Source organism: Microbulbifer mixtoriginis (SeqCode), assembly GCF_052467515.1.
Genome location: NZ_CP174314.1, coordinates 4,028,982 through 4,049,732, shown reverse-complemented (window position 1 = coordinate 4,049,732; position 20,751 = coordinate 4,028,982). Strand labels below are relative to the sequence as shown.

Here is a 20,751-nt window from a genome sequence, read left to right as displayed (position 1 = left end):
TTAATTACGCTTCGCACCAATCAATATTGAGCGGGACAAGGGGGGCACAATGAATATACAAAATGCTATCGCCAAGTTGGTGGATGGAGAGCATTTGAGCCGTGAGGAGATGCGTGAGACTGTGGGCCAAATCATGCGTGGTGAAGCCCTGGAAGCGCAGATAGGAGCCCTGCTGATCGCGTTGCGTATTCGCGGTGAAACTGTCGACGAGATCGTCGGTGCGGTGGAAACCATGCGGGCACTGGCCACTAAGGTTGAACTCGACCTTGAGAATACCGTAGACATCGTCGGCACCGGTGGAGATGGAGCAAATCTATTTAATGTATCCAGTGCCAGTAGTTTTGTTGCAGCTGCAGCTGGGGCCAGGGTGGCTAAACATGGCAACCGCTCGGTGTCTTCTAGTAGTGGCTCCGCCGATTTGCTCGAACGTGCTGGGGTTTACTTGGATTTAAGTGCGGAGCAAATGGCCCGCTGTGTGGAAACGCTCGGTATCGGTTTTATGTTTGCACCCAGTTTCCATGGCGCCGTACGTCATGTAGGCCCAGCGCGCAAAGCATTGGGGCTGCGCACTATTTTTAATCTGCTCGGCCCCATGACCAACCCCGCCGGAGTTAAGCGCAAGGTCATCGGTGTTTACGAAAAACGCTACTGTCGTTTGTTGGCTGAAGTCCTGCAACGACTTGGTTCTGAGCACGTGCTGGTCCTGCACAGCGATGACGGCCTCGACGAAGCCAGTATCGCCGCGGATACTTTTGCGGTGGAATTGAAAGATGGTGTTATTAGTGAGTTTACTCTCTGCCCCGAAGCCTTTGGTCTGCCCCGCCAGAGCCTGGATGGCTTGATCGTTGCGAGTGCCGCAGAGTCTCTATCCTTGATTCGCGACGCATTGGGTAAACGTGAAACTGAGGCAGGGAAAAAAGCTGCAGATATTATCGCCCTGAATGCCGGCCTGGCCATTTATGTCAGCGGCACTGCGAGCACGGCAGAGCAGGGTGTCGCCATGGCGCAGGACGCCATCGATAGCGGTTTGGCCGCAGAAAAAATCAATGACCTGGCTGCCTTTACCAGCGCCTTTCGCCCCGAGGAAGTGAAATCGTGAGCACACCGACCATTTTAAAAACTATTATCGCGCGCAAGTGGCAGGAAGTGGCGGAGCGCAAATCTCAATGCAGTCTGGAAGAAATACGTCTGAGCGCGCAGGACCAACCACCCGCACGGGGATTTGTCGCGGCATTGGAATACAAAATCGCCGAGGGTGAAGCCGCAGTGATTGCGGAAATCAAAAAGGCTTCCCCCAGCAAGGGGGTGATTCGCGAGGACTTTCTTCCCGCAGAAATTGCGACCAGTTATGAGAGGGGTGGCGCGGCATGCTTGTCGGTACTCACCGATAGGGATTTTTTCCAGGGCGATGACAGTTATTTGCAGCAGGCGCGCAACGCGGTTCGTCTACCGGTTTTGCGTAAGGACTTTACCGTGGACCCTTACCAGGTGTATGAGGCGCGCGCTATTGGAGCTGACTGCATCCTGCTCATTGCCGCCTGCCTGGAAGATCAGCAAATGCAGGAACTCAATGGTTTGGCCCTGGAACTGGGATTGGATGTGCTGGTGGAAGTGCACAATCGCGCAGAGCTGGAGAGGGCGTTGGCTCTCCCCAACCGTCTAATTGGAATTAACAATCGTAATCTGCACACCTTTGAGGTACAGCTGGAGAACACTTTTAAACTGCTCAATCTGATTCCCAAGGACCGCATTGTTGTAACAGAAAGCGGTATCCACACCACGGATGATGTCGCGGCCATGCGCGGACACAGCGTTGATGCATTTTTGGTTGGCGAGGCTTTTATGCGCGAGGAAGAACCGGGACGAAAATTGATGGAGATGTTTAACTGAGTGCTAGTGGGGTTTTAGAAAGTTAGCTAGATAAAATCACAGACACAAAAAAGGGCGATTGATTACATCGCCCTTTTTTGTGTCTGTGGTATTTGACTCTGGGACAGGTATTTAACGGGTGCCGTAAACCACCATGGTTTTACCTTTGACCGATACCAAGCCCTGCTCTTCCAGGGTTTTCAGCACGCGCCCAACCATCTCACGGGAACATCCAACAATACGGCCAATTTCCTGGCGAGTGATCTTGATTTGCATGCCTTCTGGATGGGTCATCGCATCGGGCTCATTACACAGGTCTAAAAGGGTTCGCGCTACGCGACCGGTAACATCAAGAAAGGCTAGATCGCCAACTTTTCGAGTGGTATTGCGCAGGCGCCCGGCCATTTGTGTGGCTAGAGCGAACAGGAATTCTGGGTGCTGACGAGTCAGTTCCTGGAATTTGGTGTAGGAGATTTCCGCAACCTCACACTCGGTTTTGGTGCGCACCCAGGCGCTGCGGGTGTCCTGATCAAATAGCCCCATTTCACCGAAAAAGTCCCCGTCGTTTAGATAGGCTACGATCATTTCGCGGCCCTCGTCATCTTCGATTAAGACGGTGACTGAACCGCGCATAATGAAATAGAGGGACTCACAGCGGTCGCCGGCATAGATAATCGTGCTCTTGGCCGGATAGCGTCGCCGGTGGCAGTGGGCCAGAAAGTCTTCAATATTGCCGATAGTCATGGGGTCTTCGATAGCAACCGTCACGGATTTATTCCTCATTTTTTGTCTCGTGCTCTATCCCGGCTTTAGCAGCTGAGCACTATTGAATTATCGCGCGAAAAAACAGTCCCCAACAGAGGTTGGTCGCGGCAAAGTTCCGCAGTGTGACCTGTGACACTCTGGCGCGGGTGCGATTGGACTGCAAGCGGGCTATTGCGTTCACTGACGAAGGGGGAAACTTCAGTAGCGAACATTTCGCGCGGAGGTGTTGTGGACACTATACCGGAAATACTCTGCCTGTCAGGATAATCTTGTACTCTGTGCTAAGCTTCGCGGCTTGAATTTCAGCGGGAGCATGGCAATGCAGGGCAAGGTAACCTGGGTTAATGATTTGACCTTCGTCGGCGAAGCCGGCAGTGGTAATTCGGTAGTGATGGAAGGGGGGCGCACTAATAACGGTGTGCGCCCGATGGAGATGATCCTCCTCGGAGTTGGTGGCTGTGCAGCCTATGATGTGGTTTCCATTTTACAGAAGGCGCGCCAGGATATTATTTCCTGTCATTGCGAATTGAATGGCGTTCGCCCGGATACCACCCCATCACCTTTTGAGCGAATTGAAATGGAATTTGTTGTGCGAGGCCGGGGAATAAAAGAATCCCATGTAGCCCGCGCTGTGGAGCTATCTGCAGAGAAATATTGCTCTGCTTCAATTATGTTGCGCAATGCGGGAGTGGAGATTGTGCATCGCTATCGAGTAGAAGAAGTCTAAGCAATACTCAGATAAAGAAAAGGCCTGCTCAAAAGCGGTTGCTTTTAGCGGGCCAGTCAATTTTTACGAACCGGTTATTAATATTTTAAATTTTGTAACTGGCTGAGGTCATCACCTTGGCTACCAGAGACATAGCGCCTTTCACCGGTGCTGGAAAACGTTTGCCTCCGGCGGCTAGCGCGGCATGAGCGTGTTCGCTCTCATCGACCAGCATTTGCTCCACTACGGCGCGACTGCGTTTGTCCTGGGCTGGAAGCTTCTGCAGGTGACTCTCCAGGTGTTCGCAGACCCTTTCTTCTGTCGCTGCCACAAATCCCAGACTGATGCGATCGCTGATTTTGCCGGCGGCGGCGCCCAGTCCAAATGACAATCCATACCAGAGTGGATTGAGCAGGCTTGGGCGGCTGTCCAGTTCTTTGAGGCGCTGCTCACACCAAGCCAGGTGGTCGATCTCCTCATCCGCAGCGCGCTCCATTTCACCGCGTACCTCGGGCAGTTTTGCTGTGAGTGCCTGGCCCTGGTAGAGGGCCTGAGCACAGACTTCGCCGCTGTGGTTGACCCGCATCAGACCGGCGGCGTGCTTGCGCTCGGTATCGCTGAGCTCGGCCTCCGCTTCGCCTTTGGCCGGAGATGGGCGCCCGTGACAGGGCTCGCCGGGACTCAGAGTGCGTAGGGCGCGGTCAGCCTGAATCAGCAGGTGATCGAGGCCACTTAAATTGCGTTCACTCATGTTTATGACTTCCTCTGCATGGCGGTAGTCAGCCCTACCGCCATGCTGGGTAAAACTACTTATCGCTACTAGTCTGTTCTCTTTCGACCGCGCGATAGCCGATATCTTTCCGGTAAAAGACACCTTCCCAATAAATGGCGCGGGCAGCTTCATAAGCATTGGTCTGAGCTTCGGCGACAGTGTCGCCCAATGCGGTGGCGCAGAGTACGCGGCCGCCATTGGTGACCACACGTTCGCCGTCCAGGGCAGTACCAGCGTGGAAGACTTTGGCATTATCGCCGTCAGCTTTCTCAAGCCCACTAATGGCATCGCCCTTGCGGTAACTGCCGGGATAGCCATGTGCGGCCAGTACCACTCCAAGTGATGGGCGCGCGTCCCATTCAGCCGTCACGCTATCGAGCTTTTTGTCCAGTGCGGCCAGGCAAAGATCCACCAGGTCGGATTTCAGACGCATCATAATAGGCTGGGTTTCGGGGTCGCCGAAGCGGCAGTTGTACTCGATCACTCTGGGAGCACCCTGCGGATCGATCATCAGGCCGGCGTAGAGAAACCCGGTATAAGGCGTACCCTCAGCGGCGAGACCTTTTACTGTGGGTTCAATCACTTCTTGCATAATGCGCTGATAAACACTGTCGGTCACTACCGGTGCGGGAGAGTAGGCACCCATGCCGCCGGTATTGGGGCCAGTATCGCCGTCACCGACGCGTTTGTGGTCCTGGCTGGTGGCCATGGGCAGGATATTCTCCCCATCTACCATAACGATAAAACTCGCCTCTTCACCCTGCAGGAATTCCTCGATCACTACTCGGCAGCCAGCGTCGCCAAAGGCATTGCCGGAGAGCATATCGCGCACAGCCAGCTCGGCCTGCTGCTCGGTTTCGGCGACGATGACGCCTTTACCAGCGGCGAGGCCATCGGCTTTGACTACGATGGGTGCTCCGCGCTCACGAATATATTCGATGGCTGGTTCAACTTCGGTGAAATTGCGATAAGCGGCGGTGGGGATCTTGTGGCGCTCAAGGAAATCCTTGGTGAAGGCCTTGGAGCCTTCCAGCTGTGCAGCGCCTTTGCTGGGGCCAAAGATGGCGAGGCCACGCCCGTTAAAGAAATCTACAATGCCGTCAACTAGTGGCGCCTCGGGGCCGACGATAGTGAGTTCCACGCCGTTTTCCTCGGCGAAGTCCGCCAAAGCGGGGAAGTTGTCGACACCGATGGCCAGATTCTGCACTTTGCCTTCGCGGGCGGTGCCGGCATTGCCTGGTGCTACAAACACAGTACCCACTTTGGGGTTTTGCGCGGCTTTCCACGCTAGGGCGTGCTCGCGGCCACCTGAGCCGATGATTAATACATTCATTCTTAAATCCCCCTAAGTCGACCACTTGGGTCCATTGGACAGGTATCAGGTGCGCTAGTTTAGCGCGGAATCGTTGCAGGTGGTGTTACACGCCTACAATAGGCGCCTCTTTGATAGTGGGCGCTGGGAACTACTCGATAACAGTGACGCAGAGGATGCGTCACTGTCACGAATCTCCTTGAAGCGAGAGAGGGCTTCGTGGAGAGTGCCGGTTTAGTGGCGGAAGTGGCGCATGCCAGTAAAGACCATGGCCATATTGTGCTCGTCCGCTGCGGCGATCACTTCCTCATCGCGCATGGAGCCACCAGGCTGGATAACCGCCTGGATACCGACAGCGGCGGCGTTATCAATACCATCGCGGAAGGGGAAGAAAGCGTCGGAGGCCATCACGGATCCTGCAACGGCGAGGCCGGCATGCTCGGCCTTGATCGCGGCGATACGCGCGGAGTTTACGCGGCTCATCTGGCCTGCGCCTACGCCCACAGTGCGGCCGTCTTTGCCGTATACGATTGCATTGGATTTTACGAACTTGGCCACTTTCCAGGTAAACAGCAGATCGCGGATTTCTTCTTCAGTGGGCTGGCGCTTGGAGACTACTTTCAGGTCGGCAGCGGTGATCAGGCCGTCATCGCGGTCCTGAACCAGCAGGCCGCCATTAACGCGCTTGTAATCCAGTGCCGGGGTACGCTCGTTGCTCCACTGGCCGCAGACCAGCAAGCGCAGATTCTTCTTCTCGGCAACGGCCTGTTTGGCCTCTTCAGAGACTGAGGGTGCGATGATGACTTCAACAAACTGTCGCTCGACGATCGCGCGGGCAGTGGCGCCATCCAGTTCGCGGTTGAAGGCGATGATACCGCCAAAGGCGGATTCGCTGTCGGTAGCGAAAGCCAGGTCGTAGGCCTTGTGAATATCTTCAGCGATTGCCACACCACAGGGGTTGGCGTGTTTAACGATTACGCAAGCGGGTTGCTCGAAGGACTTAACACACTCCAACGCGGCATCGGTATCGGCGATATTGTTGTAGGACAGCTCTTTACCCTGCAGCTGGGTGGCAGTGGAAATGCTGGCCTCAGCTGGGTTGGCTTCGGTGTAGAAAGCGGATTTCTGGTGCGGGTTCTCACCGTAGCGCAGATCCAGTTTCTTGATAAATTGGCTGTTGTAGGTGCGCGGGAACAGCTGCTTTTCCTCGCCTTTAATGGCACCCAGGTAGTTGGCGATAGCGCCGTCATAGCCCGCCGTGTGCTCGAAGGCTTTTACCGCCAGGTCAAAGCGGCTGGCGTGGCTCAGTGCACCGTCGTTAGTTTTCATTTCCTCGATGATGCTGCCGTAATCGCTGGCATTGACCACGATAGCGACATCTTTGTGGTTCTTGGCCGCTGCACGAACCATGGTGGGGCCGCCGATATCGATATTCTCGATAGCGTCCTCAAGGGAACAGTCAGGCTTGGCTACGGTTTGAGTGAAAGGGTAGAGGTTGACCACAACCATATCGATGGGGGTGATACCGTGCTCGCCCATGATGGCGTCATCGGTGCCACGGCGCCCCAAAATACCGCCGTGTACCTTCGGATGCAGGGTCTTGACGCGACCGTCCATCATCTCGGGGAAGCCGGTATAGTCGGAAACTTCTACGACTGGAATTCCGGCTTCTTTGAGCTGGCGGTGGGTGCCGCCGGTGGAGAGGATTTCTACGCCCATTGCGGAGAGCTGTTGGGCGAACTCTACGATGCCACTCTTGTCAGAGACACTAATTAAAGCGCGGCTGATGGAAACCTTGTCTGTCATTGCACTAGATCCAACTGGTTTTCGGAAAAGATGTTTAAAGGGTTTATGCGGGTTGTTCTCTGCGGCAACGAATAAAATTGCTGCCGGGAAAATAGCGAAGGGGGATGAGTTACCTCATCCCCCTTCAGAATTTCTCTCGGTGGGAAGCTTACAGCAGGCCGTAGCGCTTCAGCTTCTTGCGCAGAGTACCACGGTTGAGACCCAGTAATTGCGCGGCGCGGGTCTGGTTGTGGCGAGTATATTTCATCACCACTTCGAGCATGGGCGCTTCGATCTCCGACAGTACCATGTCATAGACATCGGTAACCATCTGGCCATCCAGGTGGCGGAAATAGTTCTCCATCGCGTGCTCAACGGCATCGCGCAGGGACTGTTGTTGCGGCTGTGCCAGCTGCGTCTGCCCCCTGGAGGATACTTCTTCGCTGCCAGTATCCGGAATCAATACTTCATTATTCATGCCGCTTGTGCCCCTCTCGTTATTCGGCGTTCAAACCACTCGTGAACGCTGGCATGTTGTACTTCTGCGCTCTCTATTTGGAAAAAGGTCTTGCGGAAGGACTCGCTGTCCGCGAGTGTCTTCAAGTACCAGCCCACGTGTTTGCGGGCGATACGGACCCCCATCACCTCACCGTAGAATCGGTGCAGTTCACCCAAGTGGGTGAGCAGTATTTTTTTTACTTCGTCCAATGTTGGTTCGGGCAGCCGCTCGCCGGTGGCGAGGTAGTGGGCTATCTCCCGAAAAATCCAAGGTCGTCCCTGTGCGGCACGGCCAATCATGACCGCCGCAGCACCAGTGTAATTGAGGACCTCGCGGGCTCTTTCGGCACTGGTTATGTCGCCGTTGGCAAAAACTGGGATTCCTACCCTGGATACAATATCGGCAATGGTATCGAATTCAGCCTGTCCGTGGTAGCCGCAGGCACGAGTGCGACCGTGAACCGCCAAAGCAGCGATACCAGCATCCTCGGCCATTTGAGCAACGGTGGCGCCATTACGGGAATCCGTACACCAGCCGGTGCGGATCTTAAGCGTCACCGGGACGGAGACAGACTGGACCACGGCCTGCAATATATCCGCAACCAGCTTTTCATCCCGCAGCAGGGCGGAGCCCGCCGCTTTCTTACACACTTTTTTTGCCGGGCAGCCCATATTTATATCAATGATTTGCGCGCCGCGACGCACGTTCTCCCGAGCGGCCTGAGCCATCATCTCGGGATCACCACCGGCAATTTGTACCGATATGGGAGCTGCCTCACCACCGTGGTCCAGACGCAGTCGTGACTTGCGGCTATTCCACAGACGCGTGTCTGAGGTCACCATCTCCGATACCACCAACCCGGCGCCGAGTTGGCGACACAGTTGACGGAAGGGGCGATCAGTAACTCCGGCCATTGGCGCCAAGATTACCGGGTTGTCGATAATGTAGGGGCCTATAGCAATAGACACGGTAGCTCCGTTTGGGCTTTGGAAGGGCGTTCTGGGCCCAGGCAAAAAGGCCGCCTATGATAACGACTGCCCCGGCGTTGGCAAAGCGAAAAAGCGGGCAAATTGATCGATCCCTGTGCGTTTAGCTTGCAGAGTGGTCAATTTTAGTGGCTTTGCACGCCAGGGTGACCAATGTCTTGACGCTCAAACCTTCCTCAAGGAGCGATTTTCATCTCGTAGTTCACCGCCTCGGCCCCTGGATCGACCACCTCAATGGCAATGTGAATAGGGCTGCCCTGGGGCATTAGCTTGCGCCCAGCCAACTCCCCTTGTAAATACTCTTGGGGACTAAAGCGGCGACTCGCTACCGCTTTATTTTTCAGGTCGCTGAAATTTAACAGCAAATTGGGAAACGCCTGGGGGTAGGGCGCTGTATTTAGAAGCACAGCGTCCACAATCAGAGCGCCCTCCAACTGGGGATGGCTGCGCACCATCAGGTTGGAGGCCTGGATCGCTCTGGCATCGCGTAATGGGGGGAGAGTACAGCCGAATAGTGGGCAGGCCACAGCGTAAATTTTGCGCCATGGTTGCTGCTTGCTGAGACGGTCGAACTGAAAGTAGCCCACTTGAAGCAGCAGTAAAATGACCAAAGCTGGCAGGAGAAGTCGCCACAGCCAGGGACTCACCGCTTTCTTCGATGGTGTTGCACCCCAGCTCATTTCCAGCGGGGCAGGTTGAATGGCGGAGATCAGCTGTTCACGAGCGGGCTCGGCCTGCGGCTCAGGAGTGTCCTCAGCTTCTGTGGCAAAGTAAGGCTCCCTGCGTTGACCACTTGCCTCAGGCTGGGATGTAGGGAATATCTCTTCGGAGCTAGGGGGCGTCTCGGATGTTGATTTTAGATCGCTGGGCTCTGTGGCAATTGTTTGCGCCTCCAGGGGCTGTTCCCAGGGATCCAGGTCATTGAGGCTATCGTTTTTATGGGTGGTGTCCCGATTGTCATAATCGGTGTCAACCCTATTGCCTGTAGTACTGTTATCGAAGTCGGGTACATCGTCCCAATCCGGTTTGAGTACCGACTCTAGGTCTTCCTCCTGGGTTTCCGCGTGGTGGTTTTCTTCTTGTAGCTCCTGCCACTCGTTATCGCCAAATGCGTCACCAATGAGGCTCTCGGAATTCGCGGGTGGTGCTTCGGGCTGGGTGTCTTCTGTGGGTTCCCCGGCTTCAAAATCGATGGGAGGCTGCTTTGCATTGGCGCTGTTGGGGGCTGCCTTATCCGCATCCGCCGGATCGTCGTCTTCCAGTTCGATATCGTCATGAATCAGGAAGTCATCGTCTTCCAGAAGAGTTTCCAGATCACTGCGTGTGTCGGAGCCATTGTCATTAAAGACAATGTTCTCATCTGCACGGAAAACTTGCAGGCAGGAACCACAGCGCACAGCGCCACGGGCAGCGCGCAGCTGCTGGTCATTAACGTGAAATGAGGTGCTGCAATGGGGGCAGCGGGTTACCAGTTGAGACATTCGACTATGGCGCAGTTTATTTTGCGCTCAAGTTTATCAGTCTGCCCGGTCCCCGCGTAGTACTGGCTAGCGTATTTAGCGAATACGGGTACCACTCAGGCGTACCCAACCCTCGTGCTCCGCATCCTCATCGAAATCGATCTGGTCTGAGTAGGCAGTTTTTACTTGTTCGGCCTGGGAGGCGAGGATACCGGACAGGCAGATACGCCCGCCGATTTTGGTCAGCGCAATCAGCTGCTTGGAGAGCTCTACCAATGGGCCGGCAAGGATATTGGCTAGAATGAGATCGGCGGCTTCCTGAGGCATCTGTTCTGGCAAATAGACTGGGAAGCGCTGCGGGTCTATGCCGTTGCGCACCGCGTTGTCGCGACTGGCAATCAGAGCCTGTGGATCGATATCGGTCCCCATGGCGCATTTGGCTCCGAGTAGCAAGGCGCCGATGCCAAGGATGCCGGAACCACAGCCAAAGTCGATGGCGCTCTTATCCTGCAAGGGCTCTTGTGCCAGCCAACGCAAGCACAGGTAGGTCGTGGGGTGGGTGCCGGTGCCGAAGGCGAGTCCAGGGTCCAGTAGCAGGTTGACCGCCTCCGGTTGAGGCGGCTCGCACCAGCTGGGGCAGATCCACAAGTTGTCGCCGCACTGAATGGGTTTATAGTGAGACATCCACTCGCGTTCCCAGTCTTTATCCTCAAGTTGGTCCCAGCGGGCATTGGGTAGGAGTTCGCAAAGGAAGGAAGCGGCTTTGGCCTCAGTGACAGCAGTGTCGACCTCGGCATCGAACAGACCGGTAACCCGTGTTTGATCCCACAGGGGTACTTCGCCGAGTCCGGGTTCGAGAATGGGTTGGTCTGCGTTGTCTTGCAGGGTAACGGATACGGCACCGGCAAAAAGCAGTGCATTTTCAATTTTGTCCGCTTGGGCACGATCGGTGTCGACGCGGAGTTGTAGCCAGGGCATAGGGATTCCGTGGTGAGTAACTGCTATTGGGGTGGAGTGGCCACCCTATTCTCGCGATGTCCGCCGCCATCCCTGGCGTTCGGAATCAACGTATTGTGGCCGCAATTCTCTCCAAATTTGCCCTGGCTGGCGAGGGTTAGAGTCCCAACTTCTTCTCCAGGTAGTGAATATTGACGCCACCCTTGGCAAAGGCCTCATCGCGTACCAGATCCTCCTGCAGGGGGATATTGGTCTTGATGCCATCAATAACCAGCTCAGAAAGGGCTACGCGCATGCGCGCCAGTGCGGTTTCGCGGTCCTCGGCGTAGGTGATCACCTTGGCGATCATCGAGTCGTAGTTGGGGGGAACCGTATAACCTGAGTAGAGATGCGAGTCGACCCGCACACCCAGGCCGCCTGGCATATGAAAGTTGTTGACCTTGCCGGGACTGGGGAAGAAAGTCTGGGGATCTTCCGCATTGATACGGCACTCGAAGGCGTGCCCGCGAACGACAATATCCTCCTGTTTGAGAGAGAGCTTCTCTCCAGCACAGACACGAATCTGTTCCTTGATCAGGTCTACGCCAGTCACCATTTCAGTAACAGGGTGTTCTACCTGAATACGTGTGTTCATCTCGATAAAGTAGAAGCGTTCATTCTCGTAGAGGAACTCGAAAGTGCCGGCGCCGCGGTAGCCGATATCGATACAAGCTTGCACGCAGGATTCGTGTACCTGTTCACGCACGGCATCGGGGATTCCGGGAGCTGGAGCTTCTTCTAGTACTTTTTGGTGGCGGCGCTGCAGGGAGCAGTCGCGATCCCCTAGGTGAATGGCATTACCCTGTCCGTCGGACATTACCTGGACTTCGACGTGGCGTGGGTTCTGCAGAAATTTCTCGAGGTATACGGTGCCATCACCGAAGGCAGCTTGAGCCTCAGACTTGGTAACAGCGATAGCGTTGATCAGGTCTTCGGCGCGCTCCACGACACGCATACCGCGACCACCGCCACCGGCGGCAGCCTTGATAATGACTGGATAGCCGACTTTTTCGCCTATTTCTAGGCAGCGCTCGCTATTTTCGGGTAGGGGACCATCGGAGCCGGGTACGGTGGGGACGCCTGCCTTTTTCATGGCGGCGATGGCGGATACCTTGTCACCCATCAGGCGAATGACATCCGGGTCTGGGCCGATAAAAGTGAAGCCGCTTTTTTGTACTTGCTCGGCGAAGTCCGCGTTTTCTGCGAGGAAGCCGTAGCCTGGGTGCACGGCTACTGCATCGGTGATCTCCATAGCGGAAATCAGGGCAGGAATATTCAGGTAGCTCTGCGGCGAGGGGTTAGGACCAATACAGACAGATTCATCGGCCAGGCGTACATGCTTGAGATTGCGGTCCACCAAAGAGTGAACCGCAACTGTGGCGATGCCCATTTCTTTGCAGGCGCGCAAAATCCGCAGGGCGATTTCACCGCGGTTGGCGATCAGGATTTTGTCGAACATAGTGACTTACCCCACTCAGACGATGGTCACGAGCGGCTGATCGAACTCTACCGGCTGGCCATCTTCGAGCAGAACGGAATCGATGGTACCGGCCTTGTCGGCTTCGATCTGGTTCATCATTTTCATGGCTTCAACGATGCACACTACGTCGCCGACCTTAACCTGCTGACCAACTTTGACGAAGGGCTCGGCGCCGGGGCTGGGAGCTGCGTAAAAAGTGCCCACCATCGGGGATTTCACCGCATGGCCGCTGATCGTTGGTTTGGATTCTTTTTCTACCGCCGCCGGGGCTGGCGCAGCTTGGGCAGGTGCAACAGGAGCCGGTGCCGGTGCCATTGGAGCCGTGTAAATTGGAGCAACCGGTTGATTTGCACCGCTGACCCCGCGGCTGATACGCACCGATTCCTCGCCCTCCTTAATTTCCAGCTCGCCGATATCCGATTCTTCGAGCAGCTCAATTAGTTTTTTAATTTTGCGGATATCCATAGTTCTTTCACTCGCAGGTTTGATTCATTGATTTTGAGACGCCATACCCAGTTGGTGTATGGCCGCCTGAAGTGCCAGGGTGTAGCTGTGTGGCCCGAAGCCGCACACCACACCACGGGCTAAATCGGATAGATAGGAATGGTGCCTAAATGCCTCGCGGGCATGAGGATTGGAAAGGTGTAACTCGATAAACGGTATGGCAACGCCCGCTAAAGCATCTCTTAAAGCCACGCTGGTGTGGGTGTAGGCGGCGGGATTGATTACGATGAAATCCACGCTGGTATTGGCGGCTAAGTGGATGCGTTCCACCAAGGCAGACTCGCTGTTGCTCTGGAGGGTTTCCAGCTGGTGGCCTGCAGCATCACATTGGCGCTTGGCGGCCTGATTGATTTCCTCAAGGGTGGCGGCGCCGTAGATATGCGGCTCGCGACTGCCGAGCAGGTTGAGGTTGGGGCCGTGCAGGAGAAGAATTTTAGCCATAGTATGCCCTGGGGAAAGTTGCCGAAAAAACCAAAAAAATGGTCTAAAGTTGGCTATCTTGCGGGCAAACTCGAATTTTTGGCCTATTTGCCCGAGTGCTTTAGGCGAGTGTGCCGCAAAAGTGACTCCCTGTCCATGCCTGCTGGGCAGTTTATCGAAGTTAGCGGCAGTTCGGCGATATTTGCCTAAAAATTAGCGCAAAATATCCGCAATGTGGCCTTTTTACCCTTGGGATTGGCTACAAAGGCGGCAGTTTCCTTTAAGGGGCAGAGGATCTACTGAGTTCGCTCCCGGCAGCGGCTTCCAGCTCCATCAATAGCTCCTCGCGGGAGAGGATTTGCGGCAGGATTTTGGCCTCGCCACCATTGGCGGGGTAAAGCAAGTAAAGCGGCACGCTGGTGCGGCCGTATTTCGCCAGGAGCTCGCTGATATGTGGGTCCTGATTGGTCCAGTCCCCTTTAAGAGCTACTACCCCTAGTCTCTCAATGGCGTCGCTCACAGCATCACTCGACAGCACCACTTTCTCATTGGCCAAGCAAGTAATACACCAGGCTGCGGTCATATTGGTTAGCACTGGGCGCCCCTCCCTCCGCGCTGTCTCGAGCCGTTCGGCGGAGTAGGGCTGCCAGTAGTCACTGGTCTGTTGAAGTGCTTGGGGGGCAGTACTGAGGCGTGGCAGTAGCATTAGCGCAAAGCTCAGGGCCACAACCGCCAGCGAGCCCCGCAGCCAGTGCCACTGAGGGCTGGGCCAAAGCCATAACGCAAAGGCGATTGCCACAGCGCCGCTGAGAACCAGAGCGATACCATCGCCACCAGTCTGACGTCCCAATACCCACAGCAGCCACACTGCGGTCAAGTACATGGGGAAGGCCAGTAGTTGCTTTAAGCGGTCCATCCAGGGGCCGGGGCGTGGCAGTTTGTCCACTAGAGCGGGAACATAGGTGAGCAGCAAGAAAGGGGCGGCCATACCGGCGCCAAGGGCGGCAAAAACACTGAGCGCCACGGCTGGAGATTGTGTAACTGCAAAGCCCAGCGCCGAACCCATCAGGGGCGCTGTGCACGGGCTGGCCACGAGTGTGGCCAGGGCGCCGGAGGTAAAAGAGCCGCGCAACCCCTGACTGTTACTTAAATTGTTACCAACGCCCATCAGGCTGCTGCCGATCTCTGTGACACCGGACAAGCTGAGCCCCATGATAAAGAACAGGTAGGCCAATGCGGCTACCAACCAGGGAGACTGTAGCTGGAACCCCCAACCTATCGCCTCACCGCCGGCGCGCAATGCCAGCATGGTGGCGGCAATGGCGACAAAGCTGAGTACAACGCCGGCGGAGTAGGCCCAGCCGTGATGGTGACGTTGATTAGCATTCTGTGCTGTCTGGCTAACTGCCAGCAGCTTGATTGAAAGCACTGGAAAAACACAGGGCATCAGGTTGAGCAGCAGGCCGCCGGCAAAGGCGAAAAGTAGTGCCAGGGGGAGCGTGATGGCGCTAGCGTTACTTCCCTGAGGCGAGGAGCTGCCACCTGTACTTTGGGGAGAAGAATTTTGCGGGCCTCCCTCAATAGGCTGGATGCTTCCCGAGCCAATATCCACGCGATAGTGGCGTACCTCTGGCGGGTAGCAGAGCCCCGCATCGGCACAGCCCTGATAGTGCAGTTCTAATTGTAAGTTATTGGCGCTGTCGTTGAGGGGAATGGGGAATTCCAGTTGGCCGCGATAGACCTCGGTTTCCTTCTCGAAATACTCATCCCAGATAACTTCACCACTGGGGAGATTCAGTGGAACTGCGGTCTTTTGTCCGTTTTCTACAAGGTAAAGGGCAAGTTTGTCGCGATAGAGATAGTATTCTGGAGCTATTTCAAACAGCGCACTGAGCTGGTTGCCACTCAGCAGTAGGTCCTGCCGGTAGGCTTCGTCCACTGGCAGGAAGGTATTTTGCTGCTGGCCGATAGAAGACGCAAAAGGGTTACTTTCCGCCTGCGCAAAAGCGTTGGTTGTGGATAGGCATAGCAATATTGCCAGCAGTGCGAGGAAATTATTTCTGAAACTTTTGGTCATCACAGCCATAGATGAAAAAATTCATTATAGTCGGGCGCATGGTTCTGACTGCTGCGCCGGACGGGGGTTCAGTCGCGTCAGCAGTATAGCGATGCTAGTGGTACAAAAAAACAACAGCGGAGAATTGCTTTGCCGTCACTTGAACGCCTTCACAGCTTTGCTATCTGCCTCTTGATGGCGGCGTTACTTGGTGCCTGTGCTTCGCAACAACCGCCTCCCCCGGCGCCCAGTCCACCCCCGCAGAAAGCCAAACCATCCGTTAATGAGGTGCGGCGTAACAATGTGGCTTACTTCTTAAAGCGTGCTGAACAGGCGCTACGCAAAGGCCATCTTACCAAGCCTGCCGGCGCCAGTGCCTATGACTACTACCTAAACGTGCAGAAGTTGGACCCTGGAAATCGTAAAGCTCAGACCGGAATTCAAACAATTGTGGTCACCTACGTTGAGCGTGCCCGGGAAGCGCTGCGCAGGCGTGCTTTTACAGAAGTGGGCGGCCTACTACAGCGCGCGGAAATGCTGGCTCCGGGGAATCCTTTGGTGGCTGAGGTAGGTACACAGCTAGTCCATGAGCGCGGCCGCGCACAGCTGGATCTACCACAGGGAGAGGCTATTGGCCTGCCTGCGGCTGGGCTGCGGGCGAGATCGGAAAATTTGGTCACACAGCTGCGCCAAGTGGCCCAGCGTATTCGCAGAGAACAACTACGCGTCATAATTGTCACCGGCAATGACGCGGAAGGTCGCTGGGTTTACCAGCAGCTGCGTGAAGCGGTGCCCGGTTATCGGGTGCGGGGGGATATAAAGATTGGCAGCCCCGCGCGTTTACTTCTTATTAATCCCAGTGGAGGGGTCCAGTGAAAAAGCCAAATGTATTTGTGTGGATTCTGCTTTCCAGCAGCCTTTTGTACACCTTGGGGGCTCTGGCCCTCACCCAGTCCCTTATGATTGAGGGCTATGCCAAAGAAACTCCGCCGGGAGCACCTATGAGCGCGGCGTACCTCTCCCTGCACAACACCGGCAAACAACCGCTGCAGTTGACGGCGGTGGAGTTGTCCGGAGGGGGGGACGGAGCTGTCAATTTGCATACCACTGAGCGTGAGCGGGGCGTCAACCGTATGCGTCCACTGGAGAAACTGTCGATTGCCGCTGGAGAGAAACTACAGATGATGCCAGGTGGTATCCACTTGATGATTCACGGGGTGCGCCTTCAGGCTGGAGATACACTGCCCCTACGCCTGCTTTTTGACGACGGAAGTAGTTTGGAGGTCGTGGTTCCGATCATGGGGCGTGATGGACTTGAAAAAGATCACCACCATCATCATGGCGGTGCTGGATAAAAAAATCCTGTTGAAGTAAAGGTAAGAAAAATGAAGAAGTTATTGTTATGGGTGGGGGCTCTGGTCGTGGCTGGGTGTGCTCACAGCCCGCTGCAAATCCAATTGTATCCACAGGTTCAGGTGGCTCCCGAATCCATTGGTTCGGGCTATAGCCTCAATGTTCGCGGTGTTAATGAACTATCCGGTGGGGGGCTCGGTTCTCTAGGCGGGGTCTATGCAGACACATCTCAGGTGAGTATTGCCAACGATGCAGGTAGTGCTATCGCCGCAGGGTTGAGCCAGGGTTTTGCCAATTGGTCATTCCGTATCACCGACTCAGCACCTGAGGTGCAGGTGACGGCGAAGTTGGTGAAGCTAACGTATAACAGCCCCAATCAGGTTTACACCACCCAGGTGGATACCTCTGCTGAGATTCACTTGGAGGTTAAAGTGGGCCATGCCACCTATTTTGGAACTTACAGTTCCTCTGGCAAAGACCGCAATCTGATTAAGCCCAGCCGCGAAGAGGTGGAAAGCCGGGTAAATGGCCTGCTGAGTGCGACTATGCAGCGGGTATTCGAAGATGAGAAACTGAAAAAATTCTTGCGCGCAAATCTTTGAATGTGCAATTTAGGGATCTACTGAAGTGAGCCGGCTGGAGGCTGGATAATTGAATACAATCGGCGATTTTGGGCGATGATAAGGCTATTTTTAGCCATTTCTTGCGGTGACATGCCTACAAGGGCTACGCCAGTCACCCTTTTCCAGGGATATTTCGGTTTCCACTGGGAGTGTGGCTGTGGCCTTATTTGACACTCAATCCGCCGAATACCTCGGTTTGTTGGGGGAGCTGGAGGCTCAATTCAAACCCTGTGAGCAGATCAGCCTACAGGCTGCTGAGGCGGCGCTGGGGGAGATTGCCGATGGAGTGATCGTCACCGATCCCCGCGGTATTGTGCAATATGCCAATCCGTTGGTCAGTGAGATGAGTGGTGACCTGGTTGGACTCCTGCCTGGTCAGCCTGTGAACGAGGGCCTGCGGCTTCGCGATAGTCAGGGCACCCTATTGCCTGCGTTGATACCAGATTCCCCTTCTCACGAAGTACCCAGCGTGCGGGAGGTTCGCGCCTTTATTTGGAGACTCGGGGAAAATCGTCCACCGCTGGAAGTCTCTGTGCAGGTGATGGCTTTGTGGGATGCCGGCACATTAAAAAATTATGTGTTGGTCTTGCGGGATACCTCTGCTGCCCGACGAGTGTCTACTCGCCTGAGCTGGCAGACCAGCCACGATGCGTTAACCCGCTTACCCAATCGGCAGTATTTCGAGAGCGAATTGCAAAAGCTCCTGTCACAGTGCGTCGATAAGCGTCAGCATCATGTACTCCTTTACTTGGATGTTTATCAATTCAAAGTAATCAACGACACGCTGGGTTTTGTCGCCGGTGACCAGTTGTTGGTGCAACTGGTTGCATTGCTACAGAAGGGTTTATCTGGGGCCGATTTGTTCGCGCGTGTGGGCAGTGATGAGTTCGCTATTTTGCTACGGGATTGTACGCTCGAAGAGGGCGGGCGGGTGGTTGCGCGTCTGCGCGAATCTGTTCAAGAATTCAGCTTCCACTGGCAGGGTAATGATAGCCGTGTAGCGATATCAATTGGGGTGGTGGGTGTGGACCGATTCACCCCCAGTGCCAGCCAACTGTTGGCAACCGCCAATGATGCCTGCTGCTCAGCCAGGGATCAGGGGCGCAACCGGATAAAGTTGTTTGGAGACTCGCGTAAGGCGTTGGAAAAGCGTCGTGAGTCCACCTGGGTTGCAGAAATTCACGCTGCCTTGCGAGAGGATCGCTTGATCCTCTATCGGCAGCCGGTGGTCTCCCTGAAAGGGGAGCGCCAGATTCATCACTATGAAATTCTGGTACGCATGCGCGGGCGGGATGGAGGGGTGATCTCGCCGGGCTTGTTCCTACCCGCGGCGGAGCGTTATGGCCTAATTGAGGAGGTAGATCGTTGGGTTATTCAGCGCGTGTTCCGTTATATGGCCCAGGAGCAACTGATCGGTATTGCTACGGCCAGCTATGCCATCAATATTTCCGGAATCAGCCTGGGCGATGATACGTTTGCAGACTTTGTACTCGCATCAATGAGTGAGGAGGGGGTAACGCCTTCAAGGGTACAGTTTGAGATTACTGAGACCAGTGCCATCAACAACCTTGAAAGGGCTCTGATTTTTATCCACAAGCTGCGCGCTGCGGGCTGTAGTTTTGCCCTGGACGACTTTGGCCGTGGAGTTTCTTCGCTGGCTTACCTGCGTCAGTTACCGGTGGACTTCCTCAAAATCGACGGGAGCTTTGTGCGCAATATGCTTGAGGATGAGATCGACAGCGCGATGGTCAGTACCATTGATCATCTGGCAAAGCGTATGGGGATCAGCACTATCGCCGAGTATGTCGAGAGCCCCGAACTGATGGATAAACTCTGTCGTATGGGGGTGGATTACGCCCAGGGCTTCGGTATTGCTGCCGCTTCGGGATTGCCCGATATTGGTGAGCCCTAAGGTTTAAAGCTGAGCGGCCGGTAAAGGCCGCCCTCAATCTCTACCGTTGACTTCAGATAACCGCTGCCAATAGCTCTGGGTGTTGTTCTGCTTGTAGTCGTGGACCGTATTGGCTGACTACCTGGGCAGCGGCGCGGCAGGCGAGTTCGCCGGCCTCAGCAAAGCCCATCTCCCGGTTGAGTGCATATAGAAATGCGCCTGCGAACATATCGCCGGCACCGTTGGTGTCTATTGCGCGCACCTGCGGACTGGCAACTCGGTATTGCTTGCTGCCATCCCACAGTAGCGCACCATCGGCGCCCAGAGTGATGGCAAAGCTGCGGCAGTAATCGCTCATTGCTTCTGCCGCGGCATCCAGTGAGTCGGTGCCGGTGAAGCCCAGGGCCTCATCGCGATTGCAGAACAGCATATCTACGCCGCCGCCAATCATTTCTCGCAAGCCCTCGCCAAAGAATTGCACCATGGCCGGGTCTGAAAGGCTCAGCGCGGTTTTCACACCTGCTTGCTGGGCCTGTTTACGCAGAGTGATAGCGGCGCGGCGCCCAGTTTCGGAGGAGACCAGATAACCTTCGATATAGGCCCACTTGGAGGCTTTCAGGGCTTCGCTATCCAGTTCGGCTACCGAGAGTTGCTCGCTGATACCCAGGTAGGTATTCATACTGCGCTCGGCATCGGGGGTAATCATTACCAGGCACTTACCGGTAGTGCCGCCATCTGCTTGCTGCAAAGTGGTTGGATAGTCAACGCCAGCGGCGCTGAGGTTGCTGCGATAGAAATCTCCGTTATCGTCGGCGGCAACTTTGCAGGAATAGAAAGTGTTCAGGCCAAAATAGCTGGCGGCGATAACTGTATTGGCACCAGAGCCACCACAGGCGCGTTTGGCGGTGATCATGTGGTCCCGAAGGTCGTCTACCAGCTGTTTCTGCCGGGCATCGTCGACTAGGGTCATAATCCCCTTTTCAACACCGAGCTCCGCAAGATCCTTGTCGGATACCTCAATTTCCGTGTCCAAGAGGGCGGCGCCGATGCCGTAGAGATCATATTGCTGCATATCCATCCTTTTCGGGCGATTTGTATAGATTTCCGCCGCATTATGGCTGTGATTATGGCAAGTGCAAGATGGTTGGTTTGACTTGAAGCGGTCAGCGTTTATAAAGGCGTCATATGCCTCAATATGAACTTATAGGAGGCAATTGCGGTCAATCCTCGAACAGGTACTTTGTGTGCTTGTGGTATGACTACCGGGATACTCA

The 20,751-nt window shown here is 55.3% G+C and carries 20 protein-coding genes; 7 read left to right on the top strand and 13 right to left on the bottom strand.

Annotation, left to right across the window (positions count from 1 at the left end; genetic code table 11):
• Window positions 1-49 precede the first annotated feature (49 nt).
• Together trpD and trpC are read left to right on the top strand one after the other, a co-directional pair.
• Window positions 50-1,099 carry an anthranilate phosphoribosyltransferase gene (gene trpD / locus ACJJIT_RS17460; RefSeq protein ID WP_444899166.1) on the top strand — a complete coding sequence of 350 codons (1,050 nt, stop codon included), beginning with the start codon at window positions 50-52 and terminating at the stop codon, window positions 1,097-1,099.
• Window positions 1,093-1,890 (top strand): indole-3-glycerol phosphate synthase TrpC, encoded by a 798-nt coding sequence (gene trpC, locus ACJJIT_RS17455; protein ID WP_444900928.1) that lies wholly within the window; start codon window positions 1,093-1,095, stop codon window positions 1,888-1,890. The genes trpD and trpC overlap by 7 nt, the downstream gene beginning before the upstream one ends.
• Window positions 1,891-2,001: 111 nt before the next feature.
• On the opposite strand, the gene crp is transcribed toward trpC, so the two are convergent.
• Window positions 2,002-2,652 carry a cAMP-activated global transcriptional regulator CRP gene (gene crp / locus ACJJIT_RS17450; RefSeq protein WP_051089460.1) on the bottom strand — a complete coding sequence of 217 codons (651 nt, stop codon included), beginning with the start codon at window positions 2,650-2,652 and terminating at the stop codon, window positions 2,002-2,004.
• 301 nt (window positions 2,653-2,953) lie between these two features.
• Here crp and ACJJIT_RS17445 point away from each other — a divergent pair, with 301 nt between their 5' ends.
• Window positions 2,954-3,361, top strand: coding sequence for an OsmC family protein (locus tag ACJJIT_RS17445; protein WP_252084368.1), 408 nt, complete (start codon window positions 2,954-2,956; stop codon window positions 3,359-3,361).
• 85 nt (window positions 3,362-3,446) lie between these two features.
• Here the strand turns inward: ACJJIT_RS17445 and coq7 are convergent, their stop codons facing one another.
• From coq7 to ACJJIT_RS17390, 11 genes are all read right to left on the bottom strand, one after another.
• Window positions 3,447-4,091 carry a 2-polyprenyl-3-methyl-6-methoxy-1,4-benzoquinone monooxygenase gene (gene coq7 / locus ACJJIT_RS17440; RefSeq protein WP_444883649.1) on the bottom strand — a complete coding sequence of 215 codons (645 nt, stop codon included), beginning with the start codon at window positions 4,089-4,091 and terminating at the stop codon, window positions 3,447-3,449.
• Window positions 4,092-4,146: 55 nt separating this feature from the next.
• Window positions 4,147-5,445 (bottom strand): phosphoribosylamine--glycine ligase, encoded by a 1,299-nt coding sequence (gene purD / locus ACJJIT_RS17435; RefSeq protein WP_444899165.1) that lies wholly within the window; start codon window positions 5,443-5,445, stop codon window positions 4,147-4,149.
• A 213-nt stretch (window positions 5,446-5,658) separates the two neighbouring features.
• Window positions 5,659-7,230 carry a bifunctional phosphoribosylaminoimidazolecarboxamide formyltransferase/IMP cyclohydrolase gene (gene purH, locus ACJJIT_RS17430; protein ID WP_444899164.1) on the bottom strand — a complete coding sequence of 524 codons (1,572 nt, stop codon included), beginning with the start codon at window positions 7,228-7,230 and terminating at the stop codon, window positions 5,659-5,661.
• 148 nt (window positions 7,231-7,378) lie between these two features.
• Window positions 7,379-7,687, bottom strand: coding sequence for a DNA-binding transcriptional regulator Fis (fis, locus tag ACJJIT_RS17425; RefSeq protein ID WP_152451046.1), 309 nt, complete (start codon window positions 7,685-7,687; stop codon window positions 7,379-7,381).
• Window positions 7,684-8,622: a tRNA dihydrouridine synthase DusB gene (gene dusB, locus ACJJIT_RS17420; RefSeq protein WP_444900927.1), complete on the bottom strand. Its 939-nt coding sequence runs from the start codon at window positions 8,620-8,622 to the stop codon at window positions 7,684-7,686. Before dusB ends, fis begins: the two co-directional genes overlap by 4 nt.
• Window positions 8,623-8,870: 248 nt before the next feature.
• Window positions 8,871-10,175 carry a DUF3426 domain-containing protein gene (locus ACJJIT_RS17415; RefSeq protein ID WP_444899163.1) on the bottom strand — a complete coding sequence of 435 codons (1,305 nt, stop codon included), beginning with the start codon at window positions 10,173-10,175 and terminating at the stop codon, window positions 8,871-8,873.
• Window positions 10,176-10,250: 75 nt separating this feature from the next.
• Window positions 10,251-11,132, bottom strand: a complete 882-nt coding sequence (gene prmA / locus ACJJIT_RS17410) for a 50S ribosomal protein L11 methyltransferase (protein ID WP_444899162.1) — start codon at window positions 11,130-11,132, stop codon at window positions 10,251-10,253.
• 136 nt (window positions 11,133-11,268) lie between these two features.
• Window positions 11,269-12,609, bottom strand: a complete 1,341-nt coding sequence (accC, locus tag ACJJIT_RS17405; RefSeq protein WP_444899161.1) for an acetyl-CoA carboxylase biotin carboxylase subunit — start codon at window positions 12,607-12,609, stop codon at window positions 11,269-11,271.
• A 15-nt stretch (window positions 12,610-12,624) separates the two neighbouring features.
• The gene (accB, locus tag ACJJIT_RS17400) at window positions 12,625-13,095 is read right to left on the bottom strand and encodes an acetyl-CoA carboxylase biotin carboxyl carrier protein (protein ID WP_252084375.1); all 471 of its coding nucleotides are present in this window, start codon (window positions 13,093-13,095) and stop codon (window positions 12,625-12,627) included.
• Between the two features lie 24 nt (window positions 13,096-13,119).
• Window positions 13,120-13,575 (bottom strand): type II 3-dehydroquinate dehydratase, encoded by a 456-nt coding sequence (gene aroQ / locus ACJJIT_RS17395; protein WP_444899160.1) that lies wholly within the window; start codon window positions 13,573-13,575, stop codon window positions 13,120-13,122.
• Window positions 13,576-13,834: 259 nt separating this feature from the next.
• Window positions 13,835-15,640, bottom strand: coding sequence for a protein-disulfide reductase DsbD family protein (locus ACJJIT_RS17390; protein WP_444899159.1), 1,806 nt, complete (start codon window positions 15,638-15,640; stop codon window positions 13,835-13,837).
• Window positions 15,641-15,760: 120 nt separating this feature from the next.
• Here ACJJIT_RS17390 and ACJJIT_RS17385 point away from each other — a divergent pair, with 120 nt between their 5' ends.
• From ACJJIT_RS17385 to ACJJIT_RS17370, 4 genes are all read left to right on the top strand, one after another.
• Window positions 15,761-16,486 carry an N-acetylglucosaminyltransferase gene (locus tag ACJJIT_RS17385; RefSeq protein ID WP_444899158.1) on the top strand — a complete coding sequence of 242 codons (726 nt, stop codon included), beginning with the start codon at window positions 15,761-15,763 and terminating at the stop codon, window positions 16,484-16,486.
• Complete coding sequence (locus ACJJIT_RS17380; protein ID WP_444899157.1) at window positions 16,483-16,965, top strand: copper chaperone PCu(A)C; 483 nt, start codon at window positions 16,483-16,485, stop codon at window positions 16,963-16,965. The genes ACJJIT_RS17385 and ACJJIT_RS17380 overlap by 4 nt, the downstream gene beginning before the upstream one ends.
• Before the next feature lie 30 nt (window positions 16,966-16,995).
• Entirely contained in the window at window positions 16,996-17,565 is a 570-nt protein-coding gene (locus tag ACJJIT_RS17375) for a YajG family lipoprotein (RefSeq protein ID WP_444883660.1), read from the top strand.
• Between the two features lie 178 nt (window positions 17,566-17,743).
• Window positions 17,744-19,498, top strand: a complete 1,755-nt coding sequence (locus tag ACJJIT_RS17370) for an EAL domain-containing protein (RefSeq protein WP_444899156.1) — start codon at window positions 17,744-17,746, stop codon at window positions 19,496-19,498.
• Between the two features lie 52 nt (window positions 19,499-19,550).
• On the opposite strand, the gene ACJJIT_RS17365 is transcribed toward ACJJIT_RS17370, so the two are convergent.
• The gene (locus ACJJIT_RS17365; protein WP_444899155.1) at window positions 19,551-20,549 is read right to left on the bottom strand and encodes an adenosine kinase; all 999 of its coding nucleotides are present in this window, start codon (window positions 20,547-20,549) and stop codon (window positions 19,551-19,553) included.
• Window positions 20,550-20,751: the final 202 nt, after the last annotated feature.

What these genes read in the sequence shown, in the direction of transcription:
- trpD (WP_444899166.1), top strand. Translation starts at nt 50, where the DNA reads ATGAATATACAAAATGCTATCGCCAAGTTGGTGGATGGAGAGCATTTG.
- crp (WP_051089460.1), bottom strand. Translation starts at nt 2,652, where the DNA reads ATGAGGAATAAATCCGTGACGGTTGCTATCGAAGACCCCATGACTATC.
- ACJJIT_RS17445 (WP_252084368.1), top strand. Translation starts at nt 2,954, where the DNA reads ATGCAGGGCAAGGTAACCTGGGTTAATGATTTGACCTTCGTCGGCGAA.
- coq7 (WP_444883649.1), bottom strand. Translation starts at nt 4,091, where the DNA reads ATGAGTGAACGCAATTTAAGTGGCCTCGATCACCTGCTGATTCAGGCT.
- purD (WP_444899165.1), bottom strand. Translation starts at nt 5,445, where the DNA reads ATGAATGTATTAATCATCGGCTCAGGTGGCCGCGAGCACGCCCTAGCG.
- purH (WP_444899164.1), bottom strand. Translation starts at nt 7,230, where the DNA reads ATGACAGACAAGGTTTCCATCAGCCGCGCTTTAATTAGTGTCTCTGAC.
- fis (WP_152451046.1), bottom strand. Translation starts at nt 7,687, where the DNA reads ATGAATAATGAAGTATTGATTCCGGATACTGGCAGCGAAGAAGTATCC.
- dusB (WP_444900927.1), bottom strand. Translation starts at nt 8,622, where the DNA reads ATGGCCGGAGTTACTGATCGCCCCTTCCGTCAACTGTGTCGCCAACTC.
- ACJJIT_RS17415 (WP_444899163.1), bottom strand. Translation starts at nt 10,175, where the DNA reads ATGTCTCAACTGGTAACCCGCTGCCCCCATTGCAGCACCTCATTTCAC.
- prmA (WP_444899162.1), bottom strand. Translation starts at nt 11,132, where the DNA reads ATGCCCTGGCTACAACTCCGCGTCGACACCGATCGTGCCCAAGCGGAC.
- accC (WP_444899161.1), bottom strand. Translation starts at nt 12,609, where the DNA reads ATGTTCGACAAAATCCTGATCGCCAACCGCGGTGAAATCGCCCTGCGG.
- accB (WP_252084375.1), bottom strand. Translation starts at nt 13,095, where the DNA reads ATGGATATCCGCAAAATTAAAAAACTAATTGAGCTGCTCGAAGAATCG.
- aroQ (WP_444899160.1), bottom strand. Translation starts at nt 13,575, where the DNA reads ATGGCTAAAATTCTTCTCCTGCACGGCCCCAACCTCAACCTGCTCGGC.
- ACJJIT_RS17390 (WP_444899159.1), bottom strand. Translation starts at nt 15,640, where the DNA reads ATGGCTGTGATGACCAAAAGTTTCAGAAATAATTTCCTCGCACTGCTG.
- ACJJIT_RS17375 (WP_444883660.1), top strand. Translation starts at nt 16,996, where the DNA reads ATGAAGAAGTTATTGTTATGGGTGGGGGCTCTGGTCGTGGCTGGGTGT.
- ACJJIT_RS17365 (WP_444899155.1), bottom strand. Translation starts at nt 20,549, where the DNA reads ATGCAGCAATATGATCTCTACGGCATCGGCGCCGCCCTCTTGGACACG.